This is a genomic window from Nostoc sp. JL34, assembly GCF_017114945.1.
Lineage (GTDB): Bacteria > Cyanobacteriota > Cyanobacteriia > Cyanobacteriales > Nostocaceae > Nostoc.
In genome coordinates, this window is record NZ_JABXKQ010000132.1 from 1 (window position 1) to 24959 (window position 24959).

Below are 24959 nucleotides of genomic sequence, written 5' to 3' on the forward strand. Positions count from 1 at the left end.
TAACAAAAATGCGATCGCAGCTGCATATCCCATTTGTAAATTCCGAAACACAGCTTGATAAATCAGCAGCACCACAGTTAAGGTCGCGTTGTTTGGCCCGCCAGTACCGCCAGAGAAGATATAAGACTGGTCAAAAAGTTGAAAAGTGCCAATTACCCCCACAGCTACCACAAAGAAGGTTACAGGCGCAAGCAGGGGAAGAGTAATGTAGATAAATTGCTGCCACTCATTTGCGCCATCGAGTTCCACCGCCTCATAAAGTGTTTGGGGTATATCTTGCAACGCCGCCAGATAAATCACCATGAAAAACGGCGCAGTTGACCAAATGTTCATGATCATAATGCCTTTGAGCGCAACTGCTGGATCGCCCAACCAGTTATAAGTAGGTAGCCCCACAAAAGCCAGAAAATCGTTTAGTAGCCCATCGGTGTTATAAATCCACATAAAGATCAGCGTCAGCACTGCTGAAGAAGTGACTGTGGGCAAAAAGTAGAGGATACGCCACCAGTTTTTACCACGAATCCCAGAATTCAGAGTTACCGCCAGAATTAAAGCTAGGACGGTTTGAGTTGGCACAACAATTGCTACATAAGTTGCTGTGTTTCTCAAAGCAATCCAAACCCGTTCATCTTCAACTAATCGCGTGAAGTTCCGAAAACCGATGAACTCGTACTCAATACCGCCGAGAAGTTGCACTTTTTGCAAGGAAAGAAAAACGGCGTAGAGAATGGGTAAGACTACAAAAGTTCCCAAAACTAGAATGGTGGGCATCATAAACATATACCCAGCAAAGTCTTCAGTGATGTTCCATCTGGGGTTATTTTGTCGCCTGTTGATTTCAAACACTACTGAACCTCCACTTCATCCCGCACTAACCCAACTGTAGCGATGGTTAGTGCATGATTATTTATGGTACTTTCGGACAAAAATAAAGACATTGCTTGTGTGAGTTAGAGTTTTGAGAAAATCAAAAGTATGGCCAAATCAACTAGAAAGTCTTTGGTTGGTAATTCCCGGTTTTGATATAGCACGCAACTATTACCAACTGAAAAAAGCTAAGGAAATATTAGAATATAAGCTTTCTGGATATTATGGCGATCGCTTCCAAGTTGTAATCATGGCTCCTGATTATGAAAAACACCACTTAGTCCCAGTATCATTTGATTCTATCGAATATCCATCTTTTAAGTATGTGGCTAAAAAATCTAGTTTAGTGCAAGCATATCCAATTACTAACCGCGTCAAAGAATTTAAACTTGACTTTAGCCAAGTACAAGGGCTGAATGAAGAAAAAGAGAAACTAACTAGACTCCTGAAGCTGCAATCTAAAGGATATAAGAGTTCTATTGGTGGAATTCTTTTCTATGGTTTACCGGGATGTGGTAAAACTTTACTAGCAAATGCTTTTGCTAATGAGTCTGGGAGATATTTCTTTAAGTTCTCTCCTGCCGATATTGTCAGTGTTTGGATAGGCCAAAGTCAAAAGAATATTCGAGATATCTTTGCTCAAGCTAAGAAAAAATCTCCTTCACTGTTATTTATTGATGAGTTAGACAGTATTGGGTTTAATCGTAACGATGACAACGCACACACAGACCAAAAGGCAACTATTAACCAATTACTCATAGAACTAAATAATCTGCAAAATAGTGATGTAATTGTCATTGCTGCTACTAATTATTTGAGTGGAATTGATAGTGCCTTGAAGCGTTCTGGTAGATTGGATTGGAAGATTCCTGTTTTTCCACCAAATCAAGTAGAGAGAATAGATTTATTCAAGCACTATCTTTCAAAAATCGATATGAATCAGCTAATTAACTTTGAAATTCTGGCAGATAAAAGTGGGAGATTTACTTCATCCGATATTGAGTTGGTTTGTCGGGAAGTTAGAAATGCTATTCTTTTAGAAGAAATAAATTCGGCGTTAACAACTTCAGATGTAATTACTTACATCAATAATCTACAAGATGGTGGCTTAAGTCTTAACGAAGAACAAGTCAAAGGATTTTTAGAAGAGTGTAAGAGAATGAGTGTAAAGAATCCTAAATTAGAAACTTTGAAATTAGAATGGGGATTGTATTAGCAGTAGACTAATAAAAATGGCGATCGCTATTACCACACCCTAATTGATCGTAAAAAATAACTCGCCTTCCCGTTGCTGCGATCGCAACTGGTCTTGGTCATAGCGGATAAATATTTAGGAGTCAATCTTAACGAGTACGTAGGGTTTGCTGAAAAAGTCTAGTACCGTTCAGATTGTAGCTATTGATGAAAATATTTGGATGGAAAGTGTCAATTTAGAATGGGATCATCGAGATCCAGTAGATCGAGTTGTCGTTGCACTAGCTAGAAGTAATCAAGCTGCAATAATTACATCTGATAAAGCGATAGCAAATTTCTACTCAGAAGTGATTTGGTAGAGGTAAGAAAGATTGTTTACTCCATCGCCTTAATCTGCTGATTAGCTTCATTTTCTGCTTTCAGCATCGCCTGCTTTAATGTTTGTTGCCCCAACAAGGCGCTAACAAACTGGTTATCAAAATTATTCACGATCGCACTTGGATATTGACCCACCTGCCACGGTGTAGCATAATTTACACCTGCCACTAATGGCGATCGCAACGGATCTTGGTCATAACCCAAATTCTTTGCCACTGATTTACGTGTTGGCAAAGCAAATCCTGTTCCTGTCCACTTTTGCATTCCTTCTTTACCTGTGAGATAGGAAATTAATTCCCAGGCTTCGGCTTTATGCTGTGCTTGCTTGTTCATTACGTAGGCAACTGTAAAGACCATCGTGCCTTTTTTGTCATTAATAGTAGGCACTGGTGCAGTAGCAAACTCTACTTGCGGAAAGGTTTCAGTTAAGTAAGGAATTGCCCAGTTACCTTCAATCACCATTGCTACTTTACTCTGACCAAACATTTCACTACCTGAGTTTGTCCCCACATCAGATTTTTGGGCGGAGGAGCGGTCTTTTTGATACTGGTTTACTACCAACTCTAAACCCTGTAAACGTGCTGTATTAGCAAAGGTAGCATAACCATTTCCATCGACAAGTTGTCCACCAAAGGCTTTAATTTTATAAGCCTGACGCGCCAATTCGGGAATTTCCCCAAAGCCGTATTTGTTAACTTTGCCTGTCAATTGTTGCGAGTAGTTACGTAATTCCTCCCAAGTTGCTGGGGGATTACTCAAGCCAGCAGCGGCGAAAGCTTTTTTGTTATAAAACAGAGCCAGGGTGGAATAGTCTTTGGGAAGACCGTAAATCTGATTTTGGTATTTGAAACTGTCGAGTAGGGTATCCTCAAAATCTGTTAGGTCAAATTCGGGGGTAATGTAACTTTCTAACGGTTCTAGGACATTCTGACTCATCAAGAAAGGAGCTTCCAGCGCATCTAGATAAAAGACATCAGGCGCGGCTTCCCCAACCAAACGAGTTTTGATTACATCCATGTATTGGTCGGAAATTACCTCATATTTGACCTTAATCGTTGGATGTTGTGTTTCAAAGTCTTGCAGTACTTGTCTCAAGAGTTTTTGCTCAACGGGAGAGCCTCCCCAACCGCTAAGTTTGATGGTGACTGCGGTAGATGCTAACGGTTTGCTAGGCAATTGTAGACTTTGACAAGCAATAATCGCGATCGCGATCGCCATCACCAATGCTAAAAAATTAAATAATCCTTTATTGTTCACAAACAAATAATATTCTCTTTCCTGGCTTATACCTTGTGTTATGAAGGAATGATATTTTACTTATTTGAAATTTTGGCTGAAAATTGCAAGCTAAAATAACAAAAAATTATCAGCAATGCTAATTCAAGCATACTGAATTCTTTTGCAACCTGATTTATCTGAGGATACTTCACCCATAATCTATGTTTATGGATTCTGTTCAGATTGAAACAACTGCGCCACTGACTCTAGAATTTAACCAGATTGCTTCACCACCAACAGCAATTTATCGAATTCCCAAGGATACTATTCGCACTAGTTTAAAAGCTTCCACTGCGGATTCTGTATTAGCATCAGTTTACTCTCTTGGAACTGGCGGGATTTTACTCAGCAATTTATTAGTGGAGTTGGGTGCTAGTCCAGTGGTATTTGGGATGCTGTCTTCTATTCCCATGTTGGTCAATCTCATTCAGCCGTTGGGTGCTTACTTATCTGAACGCAGCACCAGCCGCTTTCAATATTCGCTTCGGACACACGGAATTGGTCGGCTGCTATGGCTGGTTTTAGTAATTGGTATTGTCAGCGCCACCTTGGGAGTGATTGATGCTCACCAGTTGGTCATCTTGACACTCTTGATTGTTCTATTCAGCAATCTTTTGGGAGGACTAGGAACTGCATCGTGGCTAAGTTGGGTAGCAATGATAGTTCCCCGACGATTACGAGGCAGGTATTTTGGGACACGCAATAGTGCTGCTAGTCTAACTAATTTGGTTTGCGTACCAATGGCTGGTCTAGTTGTATCACATTGGTATGGAGGAACTCTACAAGGCTATGGGATAGTTCTACTCATAAGCATTGTCTTTGGGATTGTGGGATTGGGGTGTCAGTCTTTCCAGGTGGATATGAATCCGCAATCGCAAAACACTTATTATGGCAAGTCACCACAAACCAGTGAGATTCAATCAGAGGTTACAAAAGATGAATCTTCTGAAGTACTTCAATCAATTCATTTGCCACAAGACCAGTTAGCTAACAGCATCTGGAAAAACTCTAACTTTTTGGTATTTCTGCTGTATTTCAGCTTCTGGACGCTTGCTGTTAACCTCAGCAGTCCTTTTTTTAACCTCTATATGCTCGACACGCTGGATTTAGATGTCAGCTATGTGACTATCTACAACAGCCTTCAAGCGGGGGCAACTTTGCTGATGCTTATCCTGTGGGGAAAATTAGCAGACAAGATAGGTAATCGTCCCATCCTCATCTGTATTGGGATTTTGGTTGGAGTCACACCACTATTGTGGCTGGGAATTGGTGTAAATCGCCTTGATATCTGGCTGTGGTTGCCACTGTTACACATCTTGATTGGAGGTACTTGGGCGGCGATTGACTTGTGCAACAACAATATACAATTGGGCATTGCACCAAGTAAAAATCAGTCTATCTATTTTGCAACAGCAGCTGCCGTTGCTGGAGCAAGTGGTGCTTTGGGCACAACTATAGGCAGCTTTCTCGTCCAATTTGCTCAGTCTGGAGGCTTACTAGGCTTGTTTGCCCTCTCTGGTCTATTCCGACTAGTAGCTCTTGTTCCACTCATGTTTCTTCAAGAGCCAGGTAGAGGTTAGGGAGCAGGGGGGCGGGGGAGCAGGGGAGCAGGGGAGAAGTTGCAGTAAGTAAGTTTTTCCCCTCTGCCCCTCTGCCTCTTGTGCCCCAAGCCCCATACTTTATTCTGCGGCGGTAGAAGTTAAGGACATTGTTTCCCACAAAACCATGTGAGGTGTTGTTAGTACAGGCTGGTGTAGGGCAATCAGCTGGGCTAAGGTATTTTTTAATTGAGTACGGGGTACGATATCATCAACAAAACCGTGCTGGAGCAAATCTTCAGCAGTCTGGAAATTCTCAGGTAGTTTTTCCCGCAGGGTTTGCTCAATCACTCGCCGACCAGCAAAACCAATGGTTGCCTTGGGTTCTGCCAAAATAATATCGCCCAACATTGCAAAACTAGCGGTAACGCCGCCCGTTGTCGGATTGGTCAAAACGGGAATATATAATAGTCGGGCGTCTTTATGGCGCTGTAAGGCTGCGGAGATTTTTGCCATCTGCATCAAAGAGAGCATACCTTCTTGCATTCTCGCGCCACCAGAGGTGCAGACGATAACTACAGGATACCGTCGTTGAGTAGCTTGCTCAATCATCCGGGTGAGTCTTTCTCCCACGACCGAACCCATACTACCACCCATAAAACGGAAGTCCATAACCCCAAGGGCAATGGGCAAACCATTGATTTGACCTAAACCAGTTCTAACTGCATCTATTAAGCCAATTTTATCTTGTGTTTCCCGCAAGCGATCGCTGTAAAGTTTGCGATCGCGAAATTCTAGCGGGTCGGTTGGACGCAAATGCTCGTCCATCGGTTTCCAGGTATTATGATCTATCAATTGACGGATGCGCTCATCGCTATCTACCCGGTTGTGATGACCACATTCGACACAAACCATCTGATTGGCTTTCAGGTCTTTTGTATATGCCAAAACGCTACACTTAGAGCATTTGTGCCATAAACCATCCGCAATTTCACGTTCTTGGCGTTCGAGGCTAGTAGATCCTGACTTCCGTCGATTTGCAAACCAATCAAATAGAGACTTTAAACCACGTGATTCTTCGTTGTTAGCCATTTTTTATTTTATTTTAAGTGGGTATGAGGTCGAAAACATGTCAAACCGTATTGGGTTGTCCTTAGTCATTAATCATTTTTCTTTATTAATGACTAATGGCTACATCGTTAAACTACGCTTTTAAGCAATTCAGACCTTAATTTTCATCTTTGGTTGCCAGCTTAACGAAAATACTTGTGCCAATACAAGTCTCTTGCTCTTTTTTTCAGCAGACTTAATTATATGGACGTACTGACAAAGCCATGAGAATACCAACCTCCAAATAAGATGCTCTCCCCCTCCCACCCAAATCAATTATTCGTATTGCTAGGTTATGAGCAATCAGCATCTGTTGTACTAGTTGCGCTTGCCAACGGTTAATCGTCGTTAAGAGGGTAATACAAGTCACAAGCTGAATATTATCAAAATGTGAAGGGCAGATGGGGTAATGTTGGTTACAGTCACGAATTATAAATATTTTTTATGAATGGGCATTGGGAACAGGCAGAGGGGCAGGGAGCCGGGAGCAGAGGAGATAAGAGATAATTTTATTATTCTCCCCCTTGCTCCCTGCTCCCCTGCGTCTTCCCCACTCCAATTCAAGATGCTGGAAAAAATAATCGCAGGTAGCTAGACAAAATGGCTTCGCCGCTAAACAGGGTAATCACAGATCCTAAAGCCAGAAAAGGGCCAAAAGGAATTTTTTGTCCTAATTTTTGTTGCGATCGCTGCATAATCAAAATACTGATGCCAATTAATGCTCCCAGCCCACAGGCAATAAAACTAGCCAAGAGCAAATATTTCCAGCCTAACCAGGCTCCCATCATAGCTGCTAACTTGGCGTCACCTGCACCCATTGCTGTTTTTCTAAAGGCAATTGAACTCAATAGGGCGATCGCATCAAACAGCCATAAGCCTAATACTGCACCAACTATGGCGATCATAAGCTGATTTATCAATGCCACAAAACTACCCTCTGGTAGAAAACCAACTACCATTTGAAACAAAATCCCTACCACTAAACCCGACTGAGTAAGTGGATTGGGTAGGGTCATTGTATCTAAGTCGATGAGTGATAGTGCCAATAACCAACTACAAAAAGCCCAATAGCCTATTGTTAAAGCCGAAACTTGAAATACCAAAAAAATTAGTAAAAAAATTATGCCCGTTACCCCTTCTACCACGGGATAACGGACAGAAATTTTGCTTTTGCAATATCGACACCGCCCTCTTAAGGAAATCCAGCCGAACACTGGTACGTTGTCGTAAGCTTTTAGCTGGTTTAAGCATTTAGGACAACGAGAAGGCGGCCAAAGAATTGACAACCCAGTCGGTAGGCGATAAACAATAACATTGAGAAAACTACCGATAGATGCACCCAAAGCAAAGACCATTACACTCGCCGGGATGGCGAACAAAATGTCCATACAGTCATTTGTCCTTTGTCATTTGTCCTGTGTCATTTGTGCTTTGTCATTTGTGCTTTGTCAATAACTAATGACCAATAACTAATGACCAATGACCAATGACCAATGACTAATACATGTGGGATTCAATTTGACTTAAGGGTACAAAACACTCTTGAGGTAAAAGAACTGGTTGGTTAGTAAAAATAACCTTACCTCGATGAGTCACACGATTAATTGCTACACCGGAAGGTTGCCCTGCTATTTCGGGATGGACTTCACAGTGAGTATAGTATATCTGCCCAGCAGCTCTAATTACAGAGGGATCAATCAAAGGCGATTGGTTCTTTGGGGCGGTAAAATTTACTTGACCTTGTCGTAATGCGTACACTATCGACTGTTATTTGATTGCTAGATTTCCCTTTAGTCTACCCGAAACTTATAGCAAAGGTTGCCAAATTGCCCAGGTTGCTATACAAAATTATTTTTGTTCGATAGCTTTGATGAGTGAGTCTCCCATAGCGCGGCAACCAAGGAGATTTTTTCCTGGAGAAATTATATCCCCTGTGCGATCGCCCTGCTCTAAAACTTGGAATACACCTTGTTCGATCCGATCTGCCGCTTCTGGCTGGTCTAAACCGTAACGTAACATCATCGCCACACTCAAAACCTGTGCTAAAGGATTTGCCTTATCCTGTCCAGCAATATCCGGGGCGGAACCATGAACGGGTTCAAATACACCAGGCCCAGAAGCACCCAAACTAGCTGAGGGTAACATCCCAATACTACCCGTGAGCATGGCAGCAGCATCAGAGAGAATATCACCAAACAAATTGCCTGTAACAATAGTGTCGAACTGCTTGGGAGCGCGTACTAACTGCATAGCAGCATTATCTACATATAAATGAGATAGTTCGATATCTGGATATTCTTGAGAAAGTTTGATGATGCGATCGCGCCACAACTGAGATACTTCTAATACGTTCGCCTTATCCACCGAACAAAGTTTTCCACCGCGTTTTTTAGCCGCTTCAAACGCCACTCGCCCAATACGTTCAATTTCTGATTCGGTGTAAACCATTGTATTTACACCGCGTTTCTCACCGGTTTCTGTAGCAAAAATCCCTTTAGGTTTACCGAAGTAAATCCCACCAGTGAGTTCGCGCACCACCATAATATCTACGCCTTCGACAATTTCGGGTTTCAAAGTTGAGGCGTCGATTAGCTGGGGCAAAATTTTCGCTGGGCGCAAATTGGCAAATAATCCTAAACCTGCACGCAGTCCTAACAAACCGGCTTCTGGGCGTAAATTGGATGGTAGGGAATCCCACTTATAACCACCAATAGCTGCGAGTAATACAGCATCACTGTTACGGCAAGCCTCTAGAGTGGCAGATGGTAAGGGTTCCCCTGTGGTATCGATTGCTGCACCACCGATGAGGGCTTCTTGGAATTCAAACTTCAGATCGAATTGTTTCCCTACGACTTTCAGCACATCTACCGCCACTGCCATAATTTCAGGGCCAATGCCATCGCCGGGGAGTAGAGTAATGCGGTAGTTCTGGGTCATAGCTAGTTTTACTGGTAAATGCTTGCAGATCAAATATCATACCTAGCAAAATGTACTGATGGAGTTTTTAATTTATTTGGGTGTAGCTCTAACGTAATCATTTGGCATTGGATGAAACTACTAAAAAAGTCCTATATCCCTAATTGAGCGGATCGAAACGCTGCAAGATGAGAGCTATAAACACCACTGGCAAACCTACACCCATACAAATGAGAGCTTGGATAAATGTTAAAGGTGTGGTGTCAAACACTTGATTCATCATGCTCCACTGACTGAACAGACATTGTAGAATCACCACAATTACAATTCCGATCGCAGGTGCATAGGCTACGGGTGTGCGTTTACCTTGGATTCTCACGACTAGAGATGGTAAAAACTGGCTAATGCTTAACAGGTAAAAGACTTCTGCCGCCACCAACCCATTAATTGCCATCGTGCGCGCCAATGGTTCATTGCCTGTAGTTTGCAGTATCCATTGAAACATCCCAAAAATTACCAGCCAATTGAAGACGGAAATTGCCACAATGCGCTGGAGCAATCCACCCGATAAAAGTCTTTCTCTGGGGTTGCGCGGTGGTTGTTGCATCACCTTTCCAGATTTTGGCTCAAAGGCAAGGGGAGCAATCAATGCTATTGAACTGACCATGTTGAGCCAGAGAATTTGGATTGGTAAAATGGGAAGCACGGTTGCTAGGAGAATGGCAATCAAAATCGTCATGGATTCGCCAACGTTAATCGGCAGCAAGAAGGCGATCGCTTTTCGCAAGTTGCGATAAACCCCGCGCCCTTCCTCCACAGCAGCTTCTATTGAGGCAAAGTTATCGTCAGTTAGCAGCATATCCGCCGATTCTTTGGCAACTTCTGCCCCGGCTATGCCCATCGCGACACCAATATCTGCCTGTTTGAGGGCGGGAGCATCATTTACACCATCTCCAGTCATGGCAACAATTTCACCCTGAGACTGCAATGCTTTTACCAGATGCAATTTTTGTTCTGGTGCAACTCGCGCAAATACCATACCTTGTTCAGCTGCTTGGGCAAATTCTTTTTCATCCATCTGAGCTAATTGCCGTCCGGTGAAAACTTGTGCTTCAGTCGAGCAAATTCCCATTTGACGGGCGATCGCAGCTGCTGTTAGTGCATGGTCGCCTGTAATCATTTTTACCTGAATCCCAGCAGATTGACAGGCTTTTACTGCGGCGATCGCTTCCTCACGGGGCGGATCGATTATGCCCTGAAGTCCTATAAATACCAGTCCTTGATCGATATCATTACGATTTAAAGAGCGCTTAGTGGCAACTTCTTTGCTGGCGAACGCCAATACTCGTAACCCTTGGTTTGCCATATCAGCAACTTCTTGTTCGACTGCGGCAGGATTGAGACGAGCGAGTTGTCCTTGAGCATCGAACATGCGATCGCATCGTTGGAGAATTGCCTCTACAGAACCTTTGAGATAAATCACATTCAGCGATCGCTTCGCATCCAATTCATGCAAAGTTGCCATGTATTGGAATTGGGATTCAAAGGGAATGGTGTCTATTCTGCGTAATTCTTGCTCTAGATTGGCTTGCGTCATTCCCGCTTTATTGGCAGCCGTAATCAATGCTCCTTCAGTTGGGGTTCCTACTAAGTCCCACTGTCCATTTCCCCATTCGATATGAGAATCATTGCACAGCAATCCTGCTTCCAGGGATTCCCAAAGAGCAATATGTCCATCTGCATTGAAATCAACAGGCTGTTGATCCATTAAGATTTCACCATCTGGGGCATAACCAATACCGCTAACAGTGTAGTGTTGCCCACCTGCATAAATCTTTTGAACCGTCATCTGATTCTCAGTTAACGTCCCCGTTTTGTCAGAGCAGATAACAGTGGTACTTCCCAAAGTTTCCACAGCAGGTAGCTTGCGAATAATCGCCTTACGTCGTGCCATCCGGGAAACTCCGATCGCTAAAGTGACGGTAACGATCGCAGGTAATCCTTCGGGAATCGCGCTGACTATCAGAGCCACACTCGCTTTGAAAACATCAATCCAAGATTCGCCTTGTCCTAATCCGACTGCAAATGTCAGGGCAGCTAAACCTAAAATGACATACAACAAGCTTTTGCTAAACTTGTCAATATTTCGTGTCAGTGGTGTTTTCAGATTTGTGCTACTTTCAATTAACTGCGAGATGCGACCGGTTTCAGTGGCATCTGCGATCGCTACTACAATCCCTTCTGCCTGTCCAAAACTAACGAAACTTCCGGCATACACCATATTGCTGCGTTCGGCTAACGGTGTTTCGACAGCCAGCGATGCCGTTGCTTTCTCAACCGGAACGGATTCGCCTGTTAAGGCAGACTCGTCAACTTGCAAACCACGCACACTTAATAGCCGCAAATCAGCAGGTACTTTATCCCCAGATGCCAGCAGTACCAAATCACCAAGAACAAGTTCAGCCGAAGCCAGACGGGTTTTTTGACCATTGCGAATCAAAGTTGCTTCGGTAGTGACGGCTTTGGATAAAGCAGCGATCGCGCCTTCTGCTTTCGCTTCTTGAATGTAGCCAATGATGACGTTAATTAGAGTGACACCAAAAATTACTCCGGCATCTAGCCAATCTCGCAGCAGCAGCGTTACCACTCCCGCCGTCAGCAAAATATATAGTAGTGGTTGATTAAATTGCTCTAAAAATCGTAGCCAAGAACTTTTTCCACTTTTACCAGTGAGTTGATTTGCACCCATCTGCTGATGTCGTTTGGTAGCTTCTTCATGGGTCAAACCTGCTTCGGGATGGCTGGCTAACGTTTGCACAACCTTTTGTTCGCTCAGAGTATGCCATTCATAGTTGAGTAAATCTTTTGTTGTCTCAGAAAAAGTATTTGTAGCGATCGTATCTGCTGTCATTTCCGTCTCCAAAAAATAATTAGTAATTAACAGATTTAATCTGGATTTATCTGTTTGAATCTGTACCTTTCTTTTTTCAAATTGGTATTATTATGAGAATCTTTTGCTAAGTTCATAAATATGCCATTCCCGCATACCCCAATAACGGAGAATCAATTCTGCTTGCCAGATTTCATCTGCTGTTCCCTCTACCTTCACCAAAAATTTTTCTTGGCAGGTAGTTGGCTCACAGAGTCTAGCTTGCCTTTCGGGAGCGAACCAACCTTGAAATGCGCCATAAACACTGCCAAAAATTGCACTCGCTCCACCCGCCAGCAGTGTACCCACGACAGATTCAACTGCTAATGCCGGGCCAAAACCGGGAATAACTAATACGCCAAGTCCGGCTGTTAGTGCCAGAAAACCCCCGGTTGTTCCTCCTGTAATTGCGCCTGCTTTAGCACCTTCGATAGGAGTGATGGGATGTTTACCCGCATTAGCATCCTCGTGCAACTTTTCGTCTTCAGAATCTAAAGTGAACACAGAAATTTTCTGCATGGGAAAGTCAATTGCTCTGAGTTCATCAAGCACCTGTGTTACTGCTTGACGGGTAGAAATGACACCGATTGCATTTTTAACTGCGCTGAAATTCATCACAACATCTCCTATAAAAATCAGTAATTTTAAAACGAAGCTTTATTAATCTCAAAATAGTAAAAAACTATAGTTTTCTAGTGTGAGCATGAACCGTATTAGTTCGGGTATTGGTTTTAAACCTCAGTTGGGTTAGTTTCGTTTCTCTGCTTCTTTTCCAGGATTACTGATGAATGTGAACGAAAAGTGAATAAATCGTTTATCTTACTTAATTTCACTTTTAAATCACATTTATCCTTCAAGCTAAAAGACAATACAAGTAAATGAAGTAATTGATTATTGGAGCTAGATATGAGCTTTAAGAAGATTTTGGTAGCGGTTGATGATTCACCTGCTACTGCAACAGTGTTTGCAAAAGTGCTGGAGTTAGCCCAAAAAGATGCTGCTCAGTTAATGATTTGTCACAGCATTGAGCTAGCAGTTTCTAGTCAACTCACTGTGAATTTAATAGACCTGGAAATAGAAACACAACAGGCACAAAGTTTACTCCAGTTGTACTATCAGAAAGCGAAAATACTAGGCATTATGGCAGAATCCAGTTATCAAACAGGAGATCCTGGTACTAACATCTGTGATTTAGCCCGGAGTTGGGGAGCAGATTTGATTGTGCTTGGTCGTAGAGGACTTAAAGGATTTGCCGAACTTTTAGCAGGAAGTGTGAGCAATCACGTCGTTCATCACGCTCCATGTTCTGTTCTGGTTGTTCAAGGTCAGTAGTTCCTTCAGAACTGTCTACCAACCGCCAGAATTTTGCTGTTCAAACGTGAGTTTTCTACGAATAGTATTCATTATGTTTTACAAGAAAAAATCTAGTTTCCTCGTAGTCTACCAAAGAAGCTTTGCGAGGTTTATTTTATGGTAAGAAAATCAAGTTATTCTCTTCCCCTGCTTTCCCTGCTTTATCTACCTATCTTCACTCGTAATTTTTGGGTGACTCGATTACTAGGACTAGAATACATCGCGTTATTTTTAGCAGGAACAACCGTTTTAATTTTGGTTTTCATATCAACTCATACCCATGAAAATCTATACTGAAATTGAAATTCAGGCATCCGATGAGCAGGTCTGGAACCTACTCACTGATTTTGCTAGTTTTCCACATTGGAATCTGTTTATTCGTCAAATTAGTGGTTCGCTGAATGAAGGGGCACAGCTAACCGTTCACTTTCAGCCTCCGGGTAGAGATATTGTGACCTTTCAACCTACGGTGATTACGGTAGAACCTAATCGCAAATTGCGCTGGTTATGGCACTTTTTGATACCAGGGTTATTTGACGTTGAACATAGCTTTATCATTGAACCGTTAGCAAGCGATGTCTACGACGGGCTACGCCTACGCGTCCGCTTCATTCAGCAAGAATCTTTCCAGGGCTTACTAGTACCTCTGCTGGCTCGTCGATTAAATATCGACGTTCGCCAAGGGTTTGAAGCCATGAATCAAACATTGAAAACCAAGGCGGAACGCATTGAACTAGGGACTAGGAATTGGGGACTAGGGATTGGGGACTCTTAAGATTTCGGATCGATGTTATTCCACAATCTCATAGCGCACTAACTTTCTAACATCTTCACGAGGTAGACCTAGTTCTTGGGCAATTGTCGCTTCTATTTGGCTGAATTCTATTGTTGGAAGTTCTAATTCCAACCGCTTCAAGATGGGGTCTGCTGTTTCTACTTCTACCTGGGTAATTCTTTTAGTTCGGTTGACGGCGGCGTTAATGAGCAACACATTGACTGATACCCGTGCTTCAAGCTGAGTATCTGACTGAAGTTTTTTCTCGGTGCAATAGGGTCGCTTTAACTCTTGAGCAGCGATGAAACTACAGCCAAGCCAAAACACAACCGCTACCAGTGGTAGAGGCAACCAAAACTCTAATCCCAGCCCTTGCAGCCAACGTTTACTAATACGCCACACACTACACCTGCTTCTGATTTTGCTAGGTCACACTTCATGTATATCCTAATGGGGTAGACAATCCTCTGAAATCTGACTGATGAAAGACGTTGAGATTGCTTCAATAGATTATTCTAAACAAGCACAAGTGTATAAAGGTGATGAAAATCTTACTGGTAGAGGATGATCCAAAGCAATTAATGCCGCTGCAAATGGTTCTCTCTCAGGCTGGACACAGCGTCGATGGTGTCAAGGATGGTGAAACTGCTCAATGGCTTTTGGCTGAAAAAGAATATGACCTGCTGATTTTGGATTGGATGTTACCTCGGATTAGTGGAGTGAGTTTGTGTCAACAGTATCGGGCGGCAGGAAAAACAGCTCCGGTATTAATGATTACGGCAAAAGATACCACACCCGATAAAGTCATAGGATTAGATGCCGGAGCTGATGATTACCTCGTCAAACCGATTGATATCGTGGAGTTCATGGCACGGGTGCGGGCATTGAGGAGGCGATCGCCCCTTTGGCAAGGAGACACCCTCTGCTTGGCAGACCTCGAACTTCATCTCGATAGACTAATTTTGGAGCGACAAGGGGCGATCGTATCGCTTTCCAGCCAAGAATTTCAGTTGCTAGAGTACTTCATGCGTCATCCTAAGCAAGTCCTGACTCGCAACCAAATTGAGCAAGCTGTATGGGAGTGGGGTAGTGAACCAGAAAGCAATGCGATCACCGTTCTAGTTCGTAAACTTCGCCAACGTTTGCAAACATTAGCAGCAGCCGATTGGATTGAAACTGTTTACGGTATGGGCTATCGCCTCAACCCTCCAGAACCATCTTGAGATTTGATAATAGCTACGCAGAGTAGAAATATAGTGTAGTTTAATTACTTGAAAAGCGTTGTAATTACGAATTACGTTAGCGTAGCGGGACGAAGCCCATTACGAATTACGAATTAGCATAAGTTGTGTTTAACCGCAGTCGTCGTAATTTAGCTCGTTGGTTTACCCTTTCAATGGGGTGCATTCTGATTCTCTTTGCTGGAGTCATTTACAATCTTGAGGTGAAAGATAAGCTCAAAGCATTAGATAAACTGCTTTATAAAAGAGCAGAGCTAATGGCTGCTAGTTCGCAGTATCGGCTGTATCAAGGACAAAAAGAAGTCGATCTGAGCAATATACCGCTATTGGGTAGTGGTTCTCACCCTGCTGATATTGAACTAGTTTATGTTCGCTGGTATGACCCCAATGGCAAAATCAATCGTTTTTTTGGTACTCCACCTCCAGAAAAGTTGGGAATAGCATCTGAGTTTCTCACGATTAAGTCCGTTGACCAGTTTACAGGTGAGACAGTTTGGCTTCGTCAAGTCACCCTACCTGTTCAAGGAGGAAATTCGGTCATCGGTTATCTGCAAGTTGCTATCCCGCTGACAGAAACTCAAAACGATCTCAGAGAATTTCAGTTAATGTTGACCCTTGCTGTGCCTATAGCTCTGGGGTTAATTGGACTTACAGGTTGGGTACTTGGCGGCATAGCCATGCAGCCTGTTCAGCAAGCTTATAACCAACTGCAACGCTTCACATCAGATGCTTCTCATGAGTTGCGATCGCCCCTTTCTGCAATTTTGACCAATGCCCAAGTTGGGTTACTAATGGCAGCAGACCATCCCCAAATCCATCCCTCAGTCGAGAACATCATCGATAGCGCCAAGTCGATGAGTACCTTGGTCAATAACCTACTGCTGTTGGCTCGGCATCAGGGAAAATTAACTCCCGAATCTCTCAAAAACGTTAATCTTAATAGCTTGCTAGAGAATTTAGCTATTTATTACAATACTCAAGCTGCAAAAGCGTCGATCAAGTTGATCAGCCATTTACCAGAACAACCCATTAAGTTGTGGGCTGACCCCGATTTGCTGCGCCTAGCTGTGGAAAACTTGCTCAACAACGCCTGCAATTACACTCCATCTGGTGGAACTGTCTGGTTACGCTTAGAACCTCACCCAGATCGGGCAGTAATTCAGGTTATTGATACTGGAATTGGAATTCCAGAGACAGATTTACCTTACATTTTTGATCGCTTTTACCGGGTTGACACAGAACGTACCAGAGAAAGTGGCGGATTTGGATTGGGATTAGCGATCGCTCAACAAATTGTCCAGGCTCACGGCGGTAACATTCATGTGATGAGCAATGAGGGTAAAGGCTCAACTTTCCAGATAAAGTTACCGTTTATGAGCCATTCCTAAATCACCTTTAAGAAATAATTCATAATGAAAATCTAAAACAAAGAGCTATATTTAACGACCCACTAACAGAGAAGGCACTGTTAGCGAATTTAAGTTAAATTAATCCAAACGTGAACTATTACAAATATATTTTAGAGGATGTTTGAAAAGTTTTCTTCTCGGTAACAAAACGTTCTAGATCCCCCTAAATACCTCGATAAATTGGGGGACTTTGATTCCGGTTCCCCCCTTTTTTAGGGGAGCTAGGGGGGATCAATTAGTGCCTAAAATCACAGCCAACCACTTTTCAAACAACCTCTTAGAGTTGAGCAAAGCTTCTTCAAAGGTGTAGCTGTCGCTTGTTTGACAGGTAGTAGATTACTTCGATGCATATAGCTACTCCTACCATCAACACTAAAACCCAGACAGTTTGTGGATCTGTTTGCAAAGCAAACCAAATTAACATCCCTAGTGCCACCAAACATATTCCAGTACCTAGAATTGAAATCCATTGCTTGCTTTTCGTATAACGATACATCCGAGCATTAGCTAAATTAACCGCAGCAAATATTAGGAGAAACCCAGCACTACCCATCGTTGAGATCCGACTTATATCAAAGAAATTGGCGATTATGAGAGTGATACCACTAGTAATAAATAAGCCAATTGAAGATTGATCTATGCCATTTATTTGGCTACCAGAGACAAACCCCCTAGATTTAGCAATAACAGTGCTAAAACGAGCTGAACCGTAGAGTGTGGCGTTACTAGCCGAGATAGTTGAGAAAAGAGCAGCAATAGTAATCAAAACAGATCCAAATTGCCCCATAATTGGTTTAGCAGCTTCAGCCAAAGCATAGTCTTTTGCTGCCAAAATCTGTTCTATCGGTTCTGCTCCCAATGTAACCAGTGCTATTAAAACGTAAAGCAAAATAACGAACCCGATTACAGAGTAATAAACTCTTGGCAAAGTATGCTTGGGATTGACAAGATCCTCTGCTGCATTGGCGATTAGCTCAAAGCCTTCATAAGACAAAAAGATTACCATTGCTCCTGCGAAAATTGACTGTAGCGACGATACTGAGACTGGTTCTAAACGGGAAATGTCGATATGACTAGTTCCCATAGTAATGAACAGGATCAAAATCCCCAGTTTGAAGCTGACAATCCAGATTTGAGATTTACCAATATGATTGGCAGTTAGCAGATTTAATCCAGTTGTCCCTAAAATTGCCAAGCTAATCAGTAAATGCTTCCAAATAGGTTGAGTAGATGCGAACAGGCTAACTCCATAACTACCAAAAGCCTGCAAGTAAAAGGAAAGCATGACTACATAGCTAAACCATAGTAGAAGATTCAGTGTCCCACTAAACAGCCCTGAACCAAAAGCCTGGTTTAAGAAGGTTACTGTCCCACCTCGACATGGATGAGCTACTGAAAGTTTTGCATAAGCATAAGTAGTTATCAAAGCTATTATCCCGGCGATCGCAAATGCTAGTGGTGCGCCTACATCAGCTATTTGAATTACTACTCCCAGTGCTGGAAAAAGCCCACCAACAATGCCGCCTACACCCAATGCCCACACAGACCAAAAACCGATTTTCTTGCTTGACACCTGTAACCTCTTTAGGAATAGATAGTCTTATACTCGTTGACCAGCACGCACATAATCAAGCTGAGATTAGGCGGTTGGGAATATAGCGGTTCTCGATCAAATGAGGCCCATCCTCAAAGTTGAAAGGGTTTATATATAAAGTCTAGCTATACTTCACCAGCATCGGAAGCGTTATAAAAGCCTTGACTAAAGAACTTGGCCCTGCTGACATGGCGCGATTTATACAGCAATTTGAGAGCCGGAGAAAAAATTATACACCAGACAAGGATTAAATCTTGGGAAATACCAGTATCGATGATATCTTTGCTCGAATTGAGGAGCGAAAAAACAGCAACAAGCCAAAAAGTAGATAATCCCGCAAGAAAACATTTATATTTGCCCAAAACTGTTCAAACATCCTCCGAGAACAGTTTGCTATCTGCTGCACATTACACAAAAATTAAAAAAAAAGTATTGATATATCATTTTGATTTAATTTCTTGTATGTTTATTGTGTTTAATAATTTACAAACAAAAAAGTTATGGATTTCAGACAAATTAGCCTAGTTGCTAGTCAACTTTTAACTCAGTTTGGACTGAAAGTTTTAGGTGCGATCGCTCTGTGGTTGGTTGCTCAACGCTTGATTGATTTCGCATTGAAGCTAGCGCGACGTGCTTTCCGAAACCAACACGTTGACCCAACACTGATTAACTATCTTCTGAATATCATTGGCGTTACGTTGAGAATTGTTCTAGTTGTGGCAATTCTCGGCTTCTTTGGGGTTGAAACAACTTCCTTTGCTGCATTGCTTGCAGGAGCAGGCATTGCAATTGGTGCAGCATGGGGTGGATTACTAGCAAACTTTGCAGCAGGAGCATTTTTAATCGTTTTTCGACCATTCAAAGTTGGTGATTTCATTACAACAGCAGGTGTCACAGGCACTGTTACAGAACTTGGGCTGTTCACAACTAGTATTAATACACCTGATAACGTATTGACGATTGTTGCCAATAATAAAATCTTTGCTGATAATATCCAGAATTATTCTGCCAATCCTTACCGTCGGGTTGATCTGGTAGCTCAACTCCATCATGATGTGAAACATAACGAAGCGATCGCACTTTTGAAGGCGAAGATTAGCCAAATTCCTAATGTCCTTCAAAATCCAGCACCGGATGTAGAAATTCAGGATTTCAACTTTGCAGGGCCTGTACTAGCAGTCCGTCCTTATTGTAATAACGATCACTATTGGCAGGTTTACTTCGACACTAATAAAGCTATCCGTGAAACCTTTAGTGAAGCTGGGTATCCAATTCCCGAATACCGTTATGCAATTAGCGGTTCATCTGGTAATGGAATTAATAACGTCATCCCACCACTGTCGGAAATAACTTGACAATAGAGCAAAAAGTCAAGGTTTTATTTGCAAAGTTTTTCTAAATAGCAGAATAAGAATTAATAAGTAGGTAGGGCGTATGCCTTACCTACTTTTTTATGTCGCCAATTTTCTGAAAGTCAGTTTCAATTTCCGAAACCAGCCTGACAACAGTTGTAGAAAAAGGTTAGGTTAGCTGTTAATCACAAGCCGCACCCCAGCAGCGATGGTAAAAGAATTAGCAATTTGCACCCGTGGACTAACTAAGCAATTTGACAGACACGTTGCTGTCAATGATGTTGATTTAGAGATTCAAGCAGGGGAAGTATATGGACTAATTGGGCCGAATGGCGCAGGTAAAACAACTCTCATCCGCATGTTGGCAACTGCTGAGGAACCAACTACGGGTGAGATTTATATTAATGGCGATCGCTTACTCCGTGACAAGAGTAATCCCAAACTTAAGCGTCGTCTAGGCTACTTACCCGATGACTACCCATTATATGAGGATTTAACAGTCTGGGATTACTTAGATTATTTTGCGCGTTTGTATCGTTTGCGAGAACCACGCCGCACTCAACGTCTGCATGAAGTTTTAGAACTAATCCAACTTGGCAATAAACGTAACAGTCAGATTTCTACTCTGTCGCGCGGGATGAAACAGCGCTTAAGTTTAGCGCGAACGATTATCCATGAACCAATTTTACTGCTACTAGATGAGCCTGTTTCTGGGCTTGATCCCATTGCTAGAATGCACTTTCGCGAAATTATCAAGGCATTACAAGAAGCCGGAATGACTGTAATCATTTCTTCCCATGTACTCAGTGATTTAGCTGAACTCTGTACTTCTGTGGGAATTATGGAACTTGGCTTCTTGGTAGAAAGTACTTCCTTACAGCAACTTTACCAACGTCTTGCTCATCAGCAAATTGTGTTATCAACTTTGGGAAACTTAGAGACACTTTTGAGCGAACTTAAACATCATCCTTTAGTAGAAGAGTGGGAGGTGATAGCAGGAAAAAATAGCGTGCGGGTGAATTTTTCGGGCAAAGATGAAGATAGTGCTGAGTTATTGCGATCGCTCATCAAAGCAGGCATTCCTCTGACTGATTTTCACTGCACACAAGAAGACTTAGAAAGTATTTTCTTAAAATTAGGTCACAAACAAGCATCTTGATTCGTCAATAAATATCACTCCCCATTTTTGGAGAATTTTTTGCTATGATGCTCAATTTAATAGACAAAATCGGCGATTGGAATCCGCAACTATTACGGGAATTCAAAGGACGACTGAAGTTTTTTAATGTAGCGATCGCAGTTGCCACATCCTTACTACTGCAACTGGTAGCTTTTTTATATCAGTTACGGGAGTTTCCCGATGATAGATACTCACTAACTGCCACATACTGTAATTTACGTCAAGTATATGAACACCTACAAAACCAGGTTTTCCAGCAATCAGATCAATCTAGAATTTCTGACTTAAATAATTTCCTTTCAAATAATTTTTGCCCCCAAGACGAAATTGATTGGCAATCGTGGTGGCGAGATCATTGGGAATATATATTCCTATCGTTGAGTGTAATTTTTGTATTTACACTATTAGTTGCAGGAACTTATTTGCTAATCAATGATTTAGCTAAAGAAGAAACTCGCGGTACGCTGAATTTTATCCGTCTAAGTCCTCAATCAGAAACAAGTATATTGACTGGCAAGCTGCTAGGAGTTCCGAGTTTAATTTATCTGATCGTCTTAGTAACACTTCCTTTACATTTGTGGGCTGGGCTTTCTGCCCAAATTGCCTTTAGTTACATTTTGAGTTATTACGCGATTCTTGCTGCCAGTTGTATTTTTTTCTACAGTGCTGCATTACTTTTTAGTTTAGTTAGTCGTTGGTTTAGCGGTTTTCAGCCTTGGTTAGGTAGTGGTGCAGTTTTCCTATTTTTGTTCACAACGATGGTGATGGCATCGTCTTATAGCAATAGTTTCAATAATTCAACTGCTTGGTTGAGACTCTTTAATCCTTGGGATACAACAAATTATCTATTTCCTAACTTGTTCCATTTATCTGATGGTTCAACCATGAAAAATTTGCAGTTTTTCTACTTACCATTAGGGACAAGTGTTGTTAATGTTGTTGGTTTCCAGTTGCTGAATTTTGGATTGTGCAGTTACGGTATTTTGCAAGCTATTAAACGTTGCTTCCGTAATCCTCAAGCTTTAATAATCAGCAAGAAGCAAAGTTATTTATTAGTAGCTTTTTACCAGTTGATGATGTGGGGATTTACCTTACAAATGGGTAACGCTAATAACAACTTGAATGAACAGGTTGGGGAAAACCTCATTTTGCTAGCACTGTACAACTTGGTGTTGATTTTAAGTTTAATTGCGGTTCTTTCCCCTCACCGTCAAGATGTACAAGATTGGGCAAGATATCGACATCAGGGAATTTCTAGCCACAAGAATATTTGGCAGGATCTAATTTGGGTCGAAAAAAGCCCTGCACTCGTAGCGATCGCTATTAATCTGACAATTATTACTATCCCCTGGCTAGTTTGGATTTCACTTACATTGGTTTTTGATGCGAACGATAGCCAAACTTGGCTGAGTAGCGATATGAACAGGTTTAAAGTACTTTTAGCTATAGCTTTGTCTATCAGCTTGATGATGATTTACGCTACCATCGCCCAATTGATACTTTTGCTAAAAACTCCTAAGCGTTCTTTCTGGGCAATGGGGACTTTAGGTGCTGCAATGTTCTTACCACCGATGATTCTAGAATTTATCGGTATCTCATCGTGGAAGTATCCCACTGTCTGGTTATTTTCAACTTTTCCTTGGGCAGCTATAGAATACTCTGGCGCGACAACAATTTTTATGGCACTTCTAGCCGAGTTGAGTATTCTAGCGTTGTTAAACTTCCAGTTGAGAAGGCAGGTGAGGTTAGCAGGCGAATCTGCTACGAAAGCATTATTGGCAGGACGTTAGGTAAGTAGTTATCGATAAAGTTAGAACCCCGATTTCTTTGAGAATTCGGGGTTCTTGTTTTTCATGAATGCTTTAAGATTGGTATATTATCTATTATTTGCCTACATCGACTGTTAAATTTTTAATCGACACAGGTATCGCAACTATCTGAAAATCATGTTAAATATCTCTACTCAAGACCTCCGCTACACAGCCATCCATTTTTTAGAACAAAGTCCCCCACAGCGGCTACAAATTCTTAAGCAACTGGGCATAGCTCGTTATGAGTTTTTAACTAAAATACGACTAAATGAAGCAAATATCATCTGTATGATCCGGTTTTTGAAATATCCCAGTCAGCTAAAGTTTCCTAATCTTATCGGAGCAGATTTATCTGGTTTAATTTTAGATGGTGTAAACTTCATTCGAGGGAACTTATCAGGAGCAAATCTACAATGTAGCAGTTTAGTCAATGCAGACCTCTTATTTGCAAATTTTACAAAAGCTGACTTGAGAAATGCAGATTTACGAGGTACAACTCTGAACGAGACTATTTGGTTAGAGACTCTAGTAGATAAGTGTCAGCTTGGTGTAGGTACTGGTTTAAATCATCTGCAACGTCAAGATTTACAACTGCGCGGAGCTAAATTTAGTTATTGAGAAGATGGTAATTAAAACACAAAAAATTATAAGATGATTGAATTGAAATTGACTGGATAAGTTAATGAGTATTAAGTTACCCCAAAAATTGATGTTGCTGGGTTCAGGAGAACTGGGCAAAGAATTTGCGATCGCAGCTCAACGTCTTGGTAATTATGTGATTGCTGTTGACCGCTATCCTAATGCTCCGGCGATGCAGGTTGCTGATGCTTATGAAGTTATTTATATGCTCAGTGCTGATGATTTAGAAGCTGTAGTGACAAAACATCAGCCAGATATTATTATACCAGAAATTGAAGCAATCAGAACAGAAAAACTGATCGAATTTGAACAGCGAGGGATTACAGTTATACCGACTGCGGCGGCTACTAACTATACAATGAATCGTGATAGAATCCGGGAACTAGCACATCAAGAATTAGGCATCAGAACGGCTAAATATGGTTATGCAACAACTCTAAAAGAATTGATTGCAGTTTCGGATAAAATTGGGTTTCCTAATGTTATTAAACCTGTGATGTCATCCTCTGGGAAAGGCCAGTCTGTAGTACAGAATAAGAGTGAAGTAGAGAAGGCTTGGAATTATGCGATCGCTAATTCTAGAGGAGACAGTCAAAAGGTCATCGTAGAAGAATTTATTAACTTTGAAATTGAGATAACTTTACTGACAATTAAACAGTGGAATGCGCCGACGATTTTCTGCTCTCCCATTGGTCATCGCCAAGAAAGAGGCGATTATCAAGAATCGTGGCAACCCGCAGAAATTTCTGAAGATAAAATATTAAAATCTCAAGAAATAGCTATAAAAGTTACTGATGCTTTAGGAGGAGCCGGAATTTTTGGCGTTGAATTTTTCATTACTAAAGATGAAGTGATTTTTTCTGAACTTTCTCCCAGACCCCACGATACGGGAATGGTGACATTAATCTCACAAAATCTCAATGAATTTGAATTACATCTGCGAGCTATTTTAAACTTGCCAATTCCTCATATAGAACAGCTAGGAGCCTCAGCAAGTGCGGTAATTTTAGCTTCAGAAAAATCTGATTCTATTACTTTTAATGGTGTCGCCGATGCTTTGTCAGAAAAAGATGTAGATATTAAATTATTTGGTAAACCTAATGCTCATCCATATCGGCGAATGGGTGTAGCTTTGGCGAAGGGTGTGAATGTCGAAGAGGCTAGGGAAAAAGCTACTAAAGCCGCAAGTAAAATCACAATTATCTAATTACTGTAGGGGCTTAAGCTGTCATTATTGTCAACTTAAGCCTGGGCGAATGGAATTCGCGGCTATACAGGCAAAGTCCGCCTCCGCGGACTAAGGGACTTCCAAGAAATAAATTATCCAATCTTGTGGGGTAGGCATCTTGCCATTGGTGTCAAGTTAAGCTCAAACTTCCTATGTCAATAAGCATT

23 protein-coding genes are annotated in these 24959 nt (G+C 41.8%); 12 read left to right on the forward strand and 11 right to left on the reverse strand.

Translation table 11 applies throughout. The features are described 5' to 3' along the window. The coding region (locus HWQ44_RS23695; RefSeq protein ID WP_292723840.1) for a carbohydrate ABC transporter permease at nt 1-846 on the reverse strand (846 nt) is incomplete at its 3' end. Between the two features lie 112 nt (nt 847-958). Between HWQ44_RS23695 and HWQ44_RS23700 the strand changes: the two genes are divergently transcribed. Continuing rightward, nucleotides 959-2083, forward strand: coding sequence for an ATP-binding protein (locus HWQ44_RS23700; RefSeq protein ID WP_292723843.1), 1125 nt, complete (start codon nt 959-961; stop codon nt 2081-2083). Between the two features lie 199 nt (nt 2084-2282). Then, on the forward strand, nt 2283-2420 hold the full coding sequence (locus HWQ44_RS23705) for a hypothetical protein (RefSeq protein WP_292723845.1): 138 nt from the start codon (nt 2283-2285) through the stop codon (nt 2418-2420). 16 nt (nt 2421-2436) lie between these two features. Here HWQ44_RS23705 and HWQ44_RS23710 read toward each other — a convergent pair whose 3' ends face one another. Further along, complete coding sequence (locus HWQ44_RS23710) at nt 2437-3657, reverse strand: ABC transporter substrate-binding protein (protein WP_292723892.1); 1221 nt, start codon at nt 3655-3657, stop codon at nt 2437-2439. A gap of 227 nt (nt 3658-3884) precedes the next feature. On the opposite strand from HWQ44_RS23710, the gene HWQ44_RS23715 reads away from it, so the two are divergent. Beyond that, complete coding sequence (locus HWQ44_RS23715) at nt 3885-5297, forward strand: MFS transporter (protein ID WP_292723848.1); 1413 nt, start codon at nt 3885-3887, stop codon at nt 5295-5297. A gap of 99 nt (nt 5298-5396) precedes the next feature. Here HWQ44_RS23715 and accD read toward each other — a convergent pair whose 3' ends face one another. The 7 genes from accD to HWQ44_RS23750 form a co-directional block, all read right to left on the reverse strand. Next, nucleotides 5397-6347, reverse strand: a complete 951-nt coding sequence (gene accD / locus HWQ44_RS23720) for an acetyl-CoA carboxylase, carboxyltransferase subunit beta (RefSeq protein WP_292723851.1) — start codon at nt 6345-6347, stop codon at nt 5397-5399. 214 nt (nt 6348-6561) lie between these two features. After that, nucleotides 6562-6735 (reverse strand): hypothetical protein, encoded by a 174-nt coding sequence (locus HWQ44_RS23725; RefSeq protein ID WP_292723853.1) that lies wholly within the window; start codon nt 6733-6735, stop codon nt 6562-6564. A 190-nt stretch (nt 6736-6925) separates the two neighbouring features. Beyond that, the gene (locus tag HWQ44_RS23730) at nt 6926-7753 is read right to left on the reverse strand and encodes an A24 family peptidase (protein ID WP_292723855.1); all 828 of its coding nucleotides are present in this window, start codon (nt 7751-7753) and stop codon (nt 6926-6928) included. Nucleotides 7754-7862: 109 nt separating this feature from the next. After that, nucleotides 7863-8123: a hypothetical protein gene (locus tag HWQ44_RS23735; RefSeq protein WP_094347451.1), complete on the reverse strand. Its 261-nt coding sequence runs from the start codon at nt 8121-8123 to the stop codon at nt 7863-7865. Between the two features lie 90 nt (nt 8124-8213). After that, complete coding sequence (leuB, locus tag HWQ44_RS23740) at nt 8214-9302, reverse strand: 3-isopropylmalate dehydrogenase (protein ID WP_292723857.1); 1089 nt, start codon at nt 9300-9302, stop codon at nt 8214-8216. Between the two features lie 139 nt (nt 9303-9441). Beyond that, the gene (locus HWQ44_RS23745; protein WP_292723859.1) at nt 9442-12192 is read right to left on the reverse strand and encodes an HAD-IC family P-type ATPase; all 2751 of its coding nucleotides are present in this window, start codon (nt 12190-12192) and stop codon (nt 9442-9444) included. Nucleotides 12193-12282: 90 nt separating this feature from the next. Then, entirely contained in the window at nt 12283-12825 is a 543-nt protein-coding gene (locus HWQ44_RS23750; RefSeq protein WP_292723861.1) for a hypothetical protein, read from the reverse strand. A 291-nt stretch (nt 12826-13116) separates the two neighbouring features. Between HWQ44_RS23750 and HWQ44_RS23755 the strand changes: the two genes are divergently transcribed. Beyond that, nucleotides 13117-13542, forward strand: coding sequence for a universal stress protein (locus HWQ44_RS23755; RefSeq protein WP_292723864.1), 426 nt, complete (start codon nt 13117-13119; stop codon nt 13540-13542). Nucleotides 13543-13843: 301 nt separating this feature from the next. Further along, a complete protein-coding gene (locus HWQ44_RS23760; protein ID WP_292723867.1) occupies nt 13844-14338 on the forward strand; it encodes an SRPBCC domain-containing protein in 495 nt (164 codons plus the stop codon). 15 nt (nt 14339-14353) lie between these two features. On the opposite strand, the gene HWQ44_RS23765 is transcribed toward HWQ44_RS23760, so the two are convergent. Then, entirely contained in the window at nt 14354-14740 is a 387-nt protein-coding gene (locus tag HWQ44_RS23765) for a hypothetical protein (RefSeq protein WP_292723869.1), read from the reverse strand. Between the two features lie 140 nt (nt 14741-14880). Between HWQ44_RS23765 and rppA the strand changes: the two genes are divergently transcribed. Then, nucleotides 14881-15561, forward strand: coding sequence for a two-component system response regulator RppA (rppA, locus tag HWQ44_RS23770; RefSeq protein ID WP_292723872.1), 681 nt, complete (start codon nt 14881-14883; stop codon nt 15559-15561). Nucleotides 15562-15686: 125 nt separating this feature from the next. Beyond that, nucleotides 15687-16967 (forward strand): HAMP domain-containing sensor histidine kinase, encoded by a 1281-nt coding sequence (locus HWQ44_RS23775; RefSeq protein ID WP_292723875.1) that lies wholly within the window; start codon nt 15687-15689, stop codon nt 16965-16967. A 319-nt stretch (nt 16968-17286) separates the two neighbouring features. Here HWQ44_RS23775 and HWQ44_RS23780 read toward each other — a convergent pair whose 3' ends face one another. Continuing rightward, nucleotides 17287-18561 (reverse strand): APC family permease, encoded by a 1275-nt coding sequence (locus HWQ44_RS23780; RefSeq protein ID WP_292723877.1) that lies wholly within the window; start codon nt 18559-18561, stop codon nt 17287-17289. Between the two features lie 521 nt (nt 18562-19082). Here HWQ44_RS23780 and HWQ44_RS23785 point away from each other — a divergent pair. From HWQ44_RS23785 to purT, 5 genes are all read left to right on the forward strand, one after another. Next, a complete protein-coding gene (locus HWQ44_RS23785) occupies nt 19083-19937 on the forward strand; it encodes a mechanosensitive ion channel family protein (RefSeq protein ID WP_292723880.1) in 855 nt (284 codons plus the stop codon). Between the two features lie 205 nt (nt 19938-20142). Continuing rightward, the gene (locus HWQ44_RS23790) at nt 20143-21093 is read left to right on the forward strand and encodes an ABC transporter ATP-binding protein (RefSeq protein ID WP_292723883.1); all 951 of its coding nucleotides are present in this window, start codon (nt 20143-20145) and stop codon (nt 21091-21093) included. 44 nt (nt 21094-21137) lie between these two features. Continuing rightward, nucleotides 21138-22904, forward strand: coding sequence for an ABC transporter permease subunit (locus HWQ44_RS23795; RefSeq protein ID WP_292723885.1), 1767 nt, complete (start codon nt 21138-21140; stop codon nt 22902-22904). 156 nt (nt 22905-23060) lie between these two features. Continuing rightward, nucleotides 23061-23543 carry a pentapeptide repeat-containing protein gene (locus HWQ44_RS23800; RefSeq protein WP_292723887.1) on the forward strand — a complete coding sequence of 161 codons (483 nt, stop codon included), beginning with the start codon at nt 23061-23063 and terminating at the stop codon, nt 23541-23543. A gap of 64 nt (nt 23544-23607) precedes the next feature. Continuing rightward, nucleotides 23608-24771: a formate-dependent phosphoribosylglycinamide formyltransferase gene (purT, locus tag HWQ44_RS23805; protein ID WP_292723889.1), complete on the forward strand. Its 1164-nt coding sequence runs from the start codon at nt 23608-23610 to the stop codon at nt 24769-24771. Nucleotides 24772-24959 lie beyond the last annotated feature (188 nt).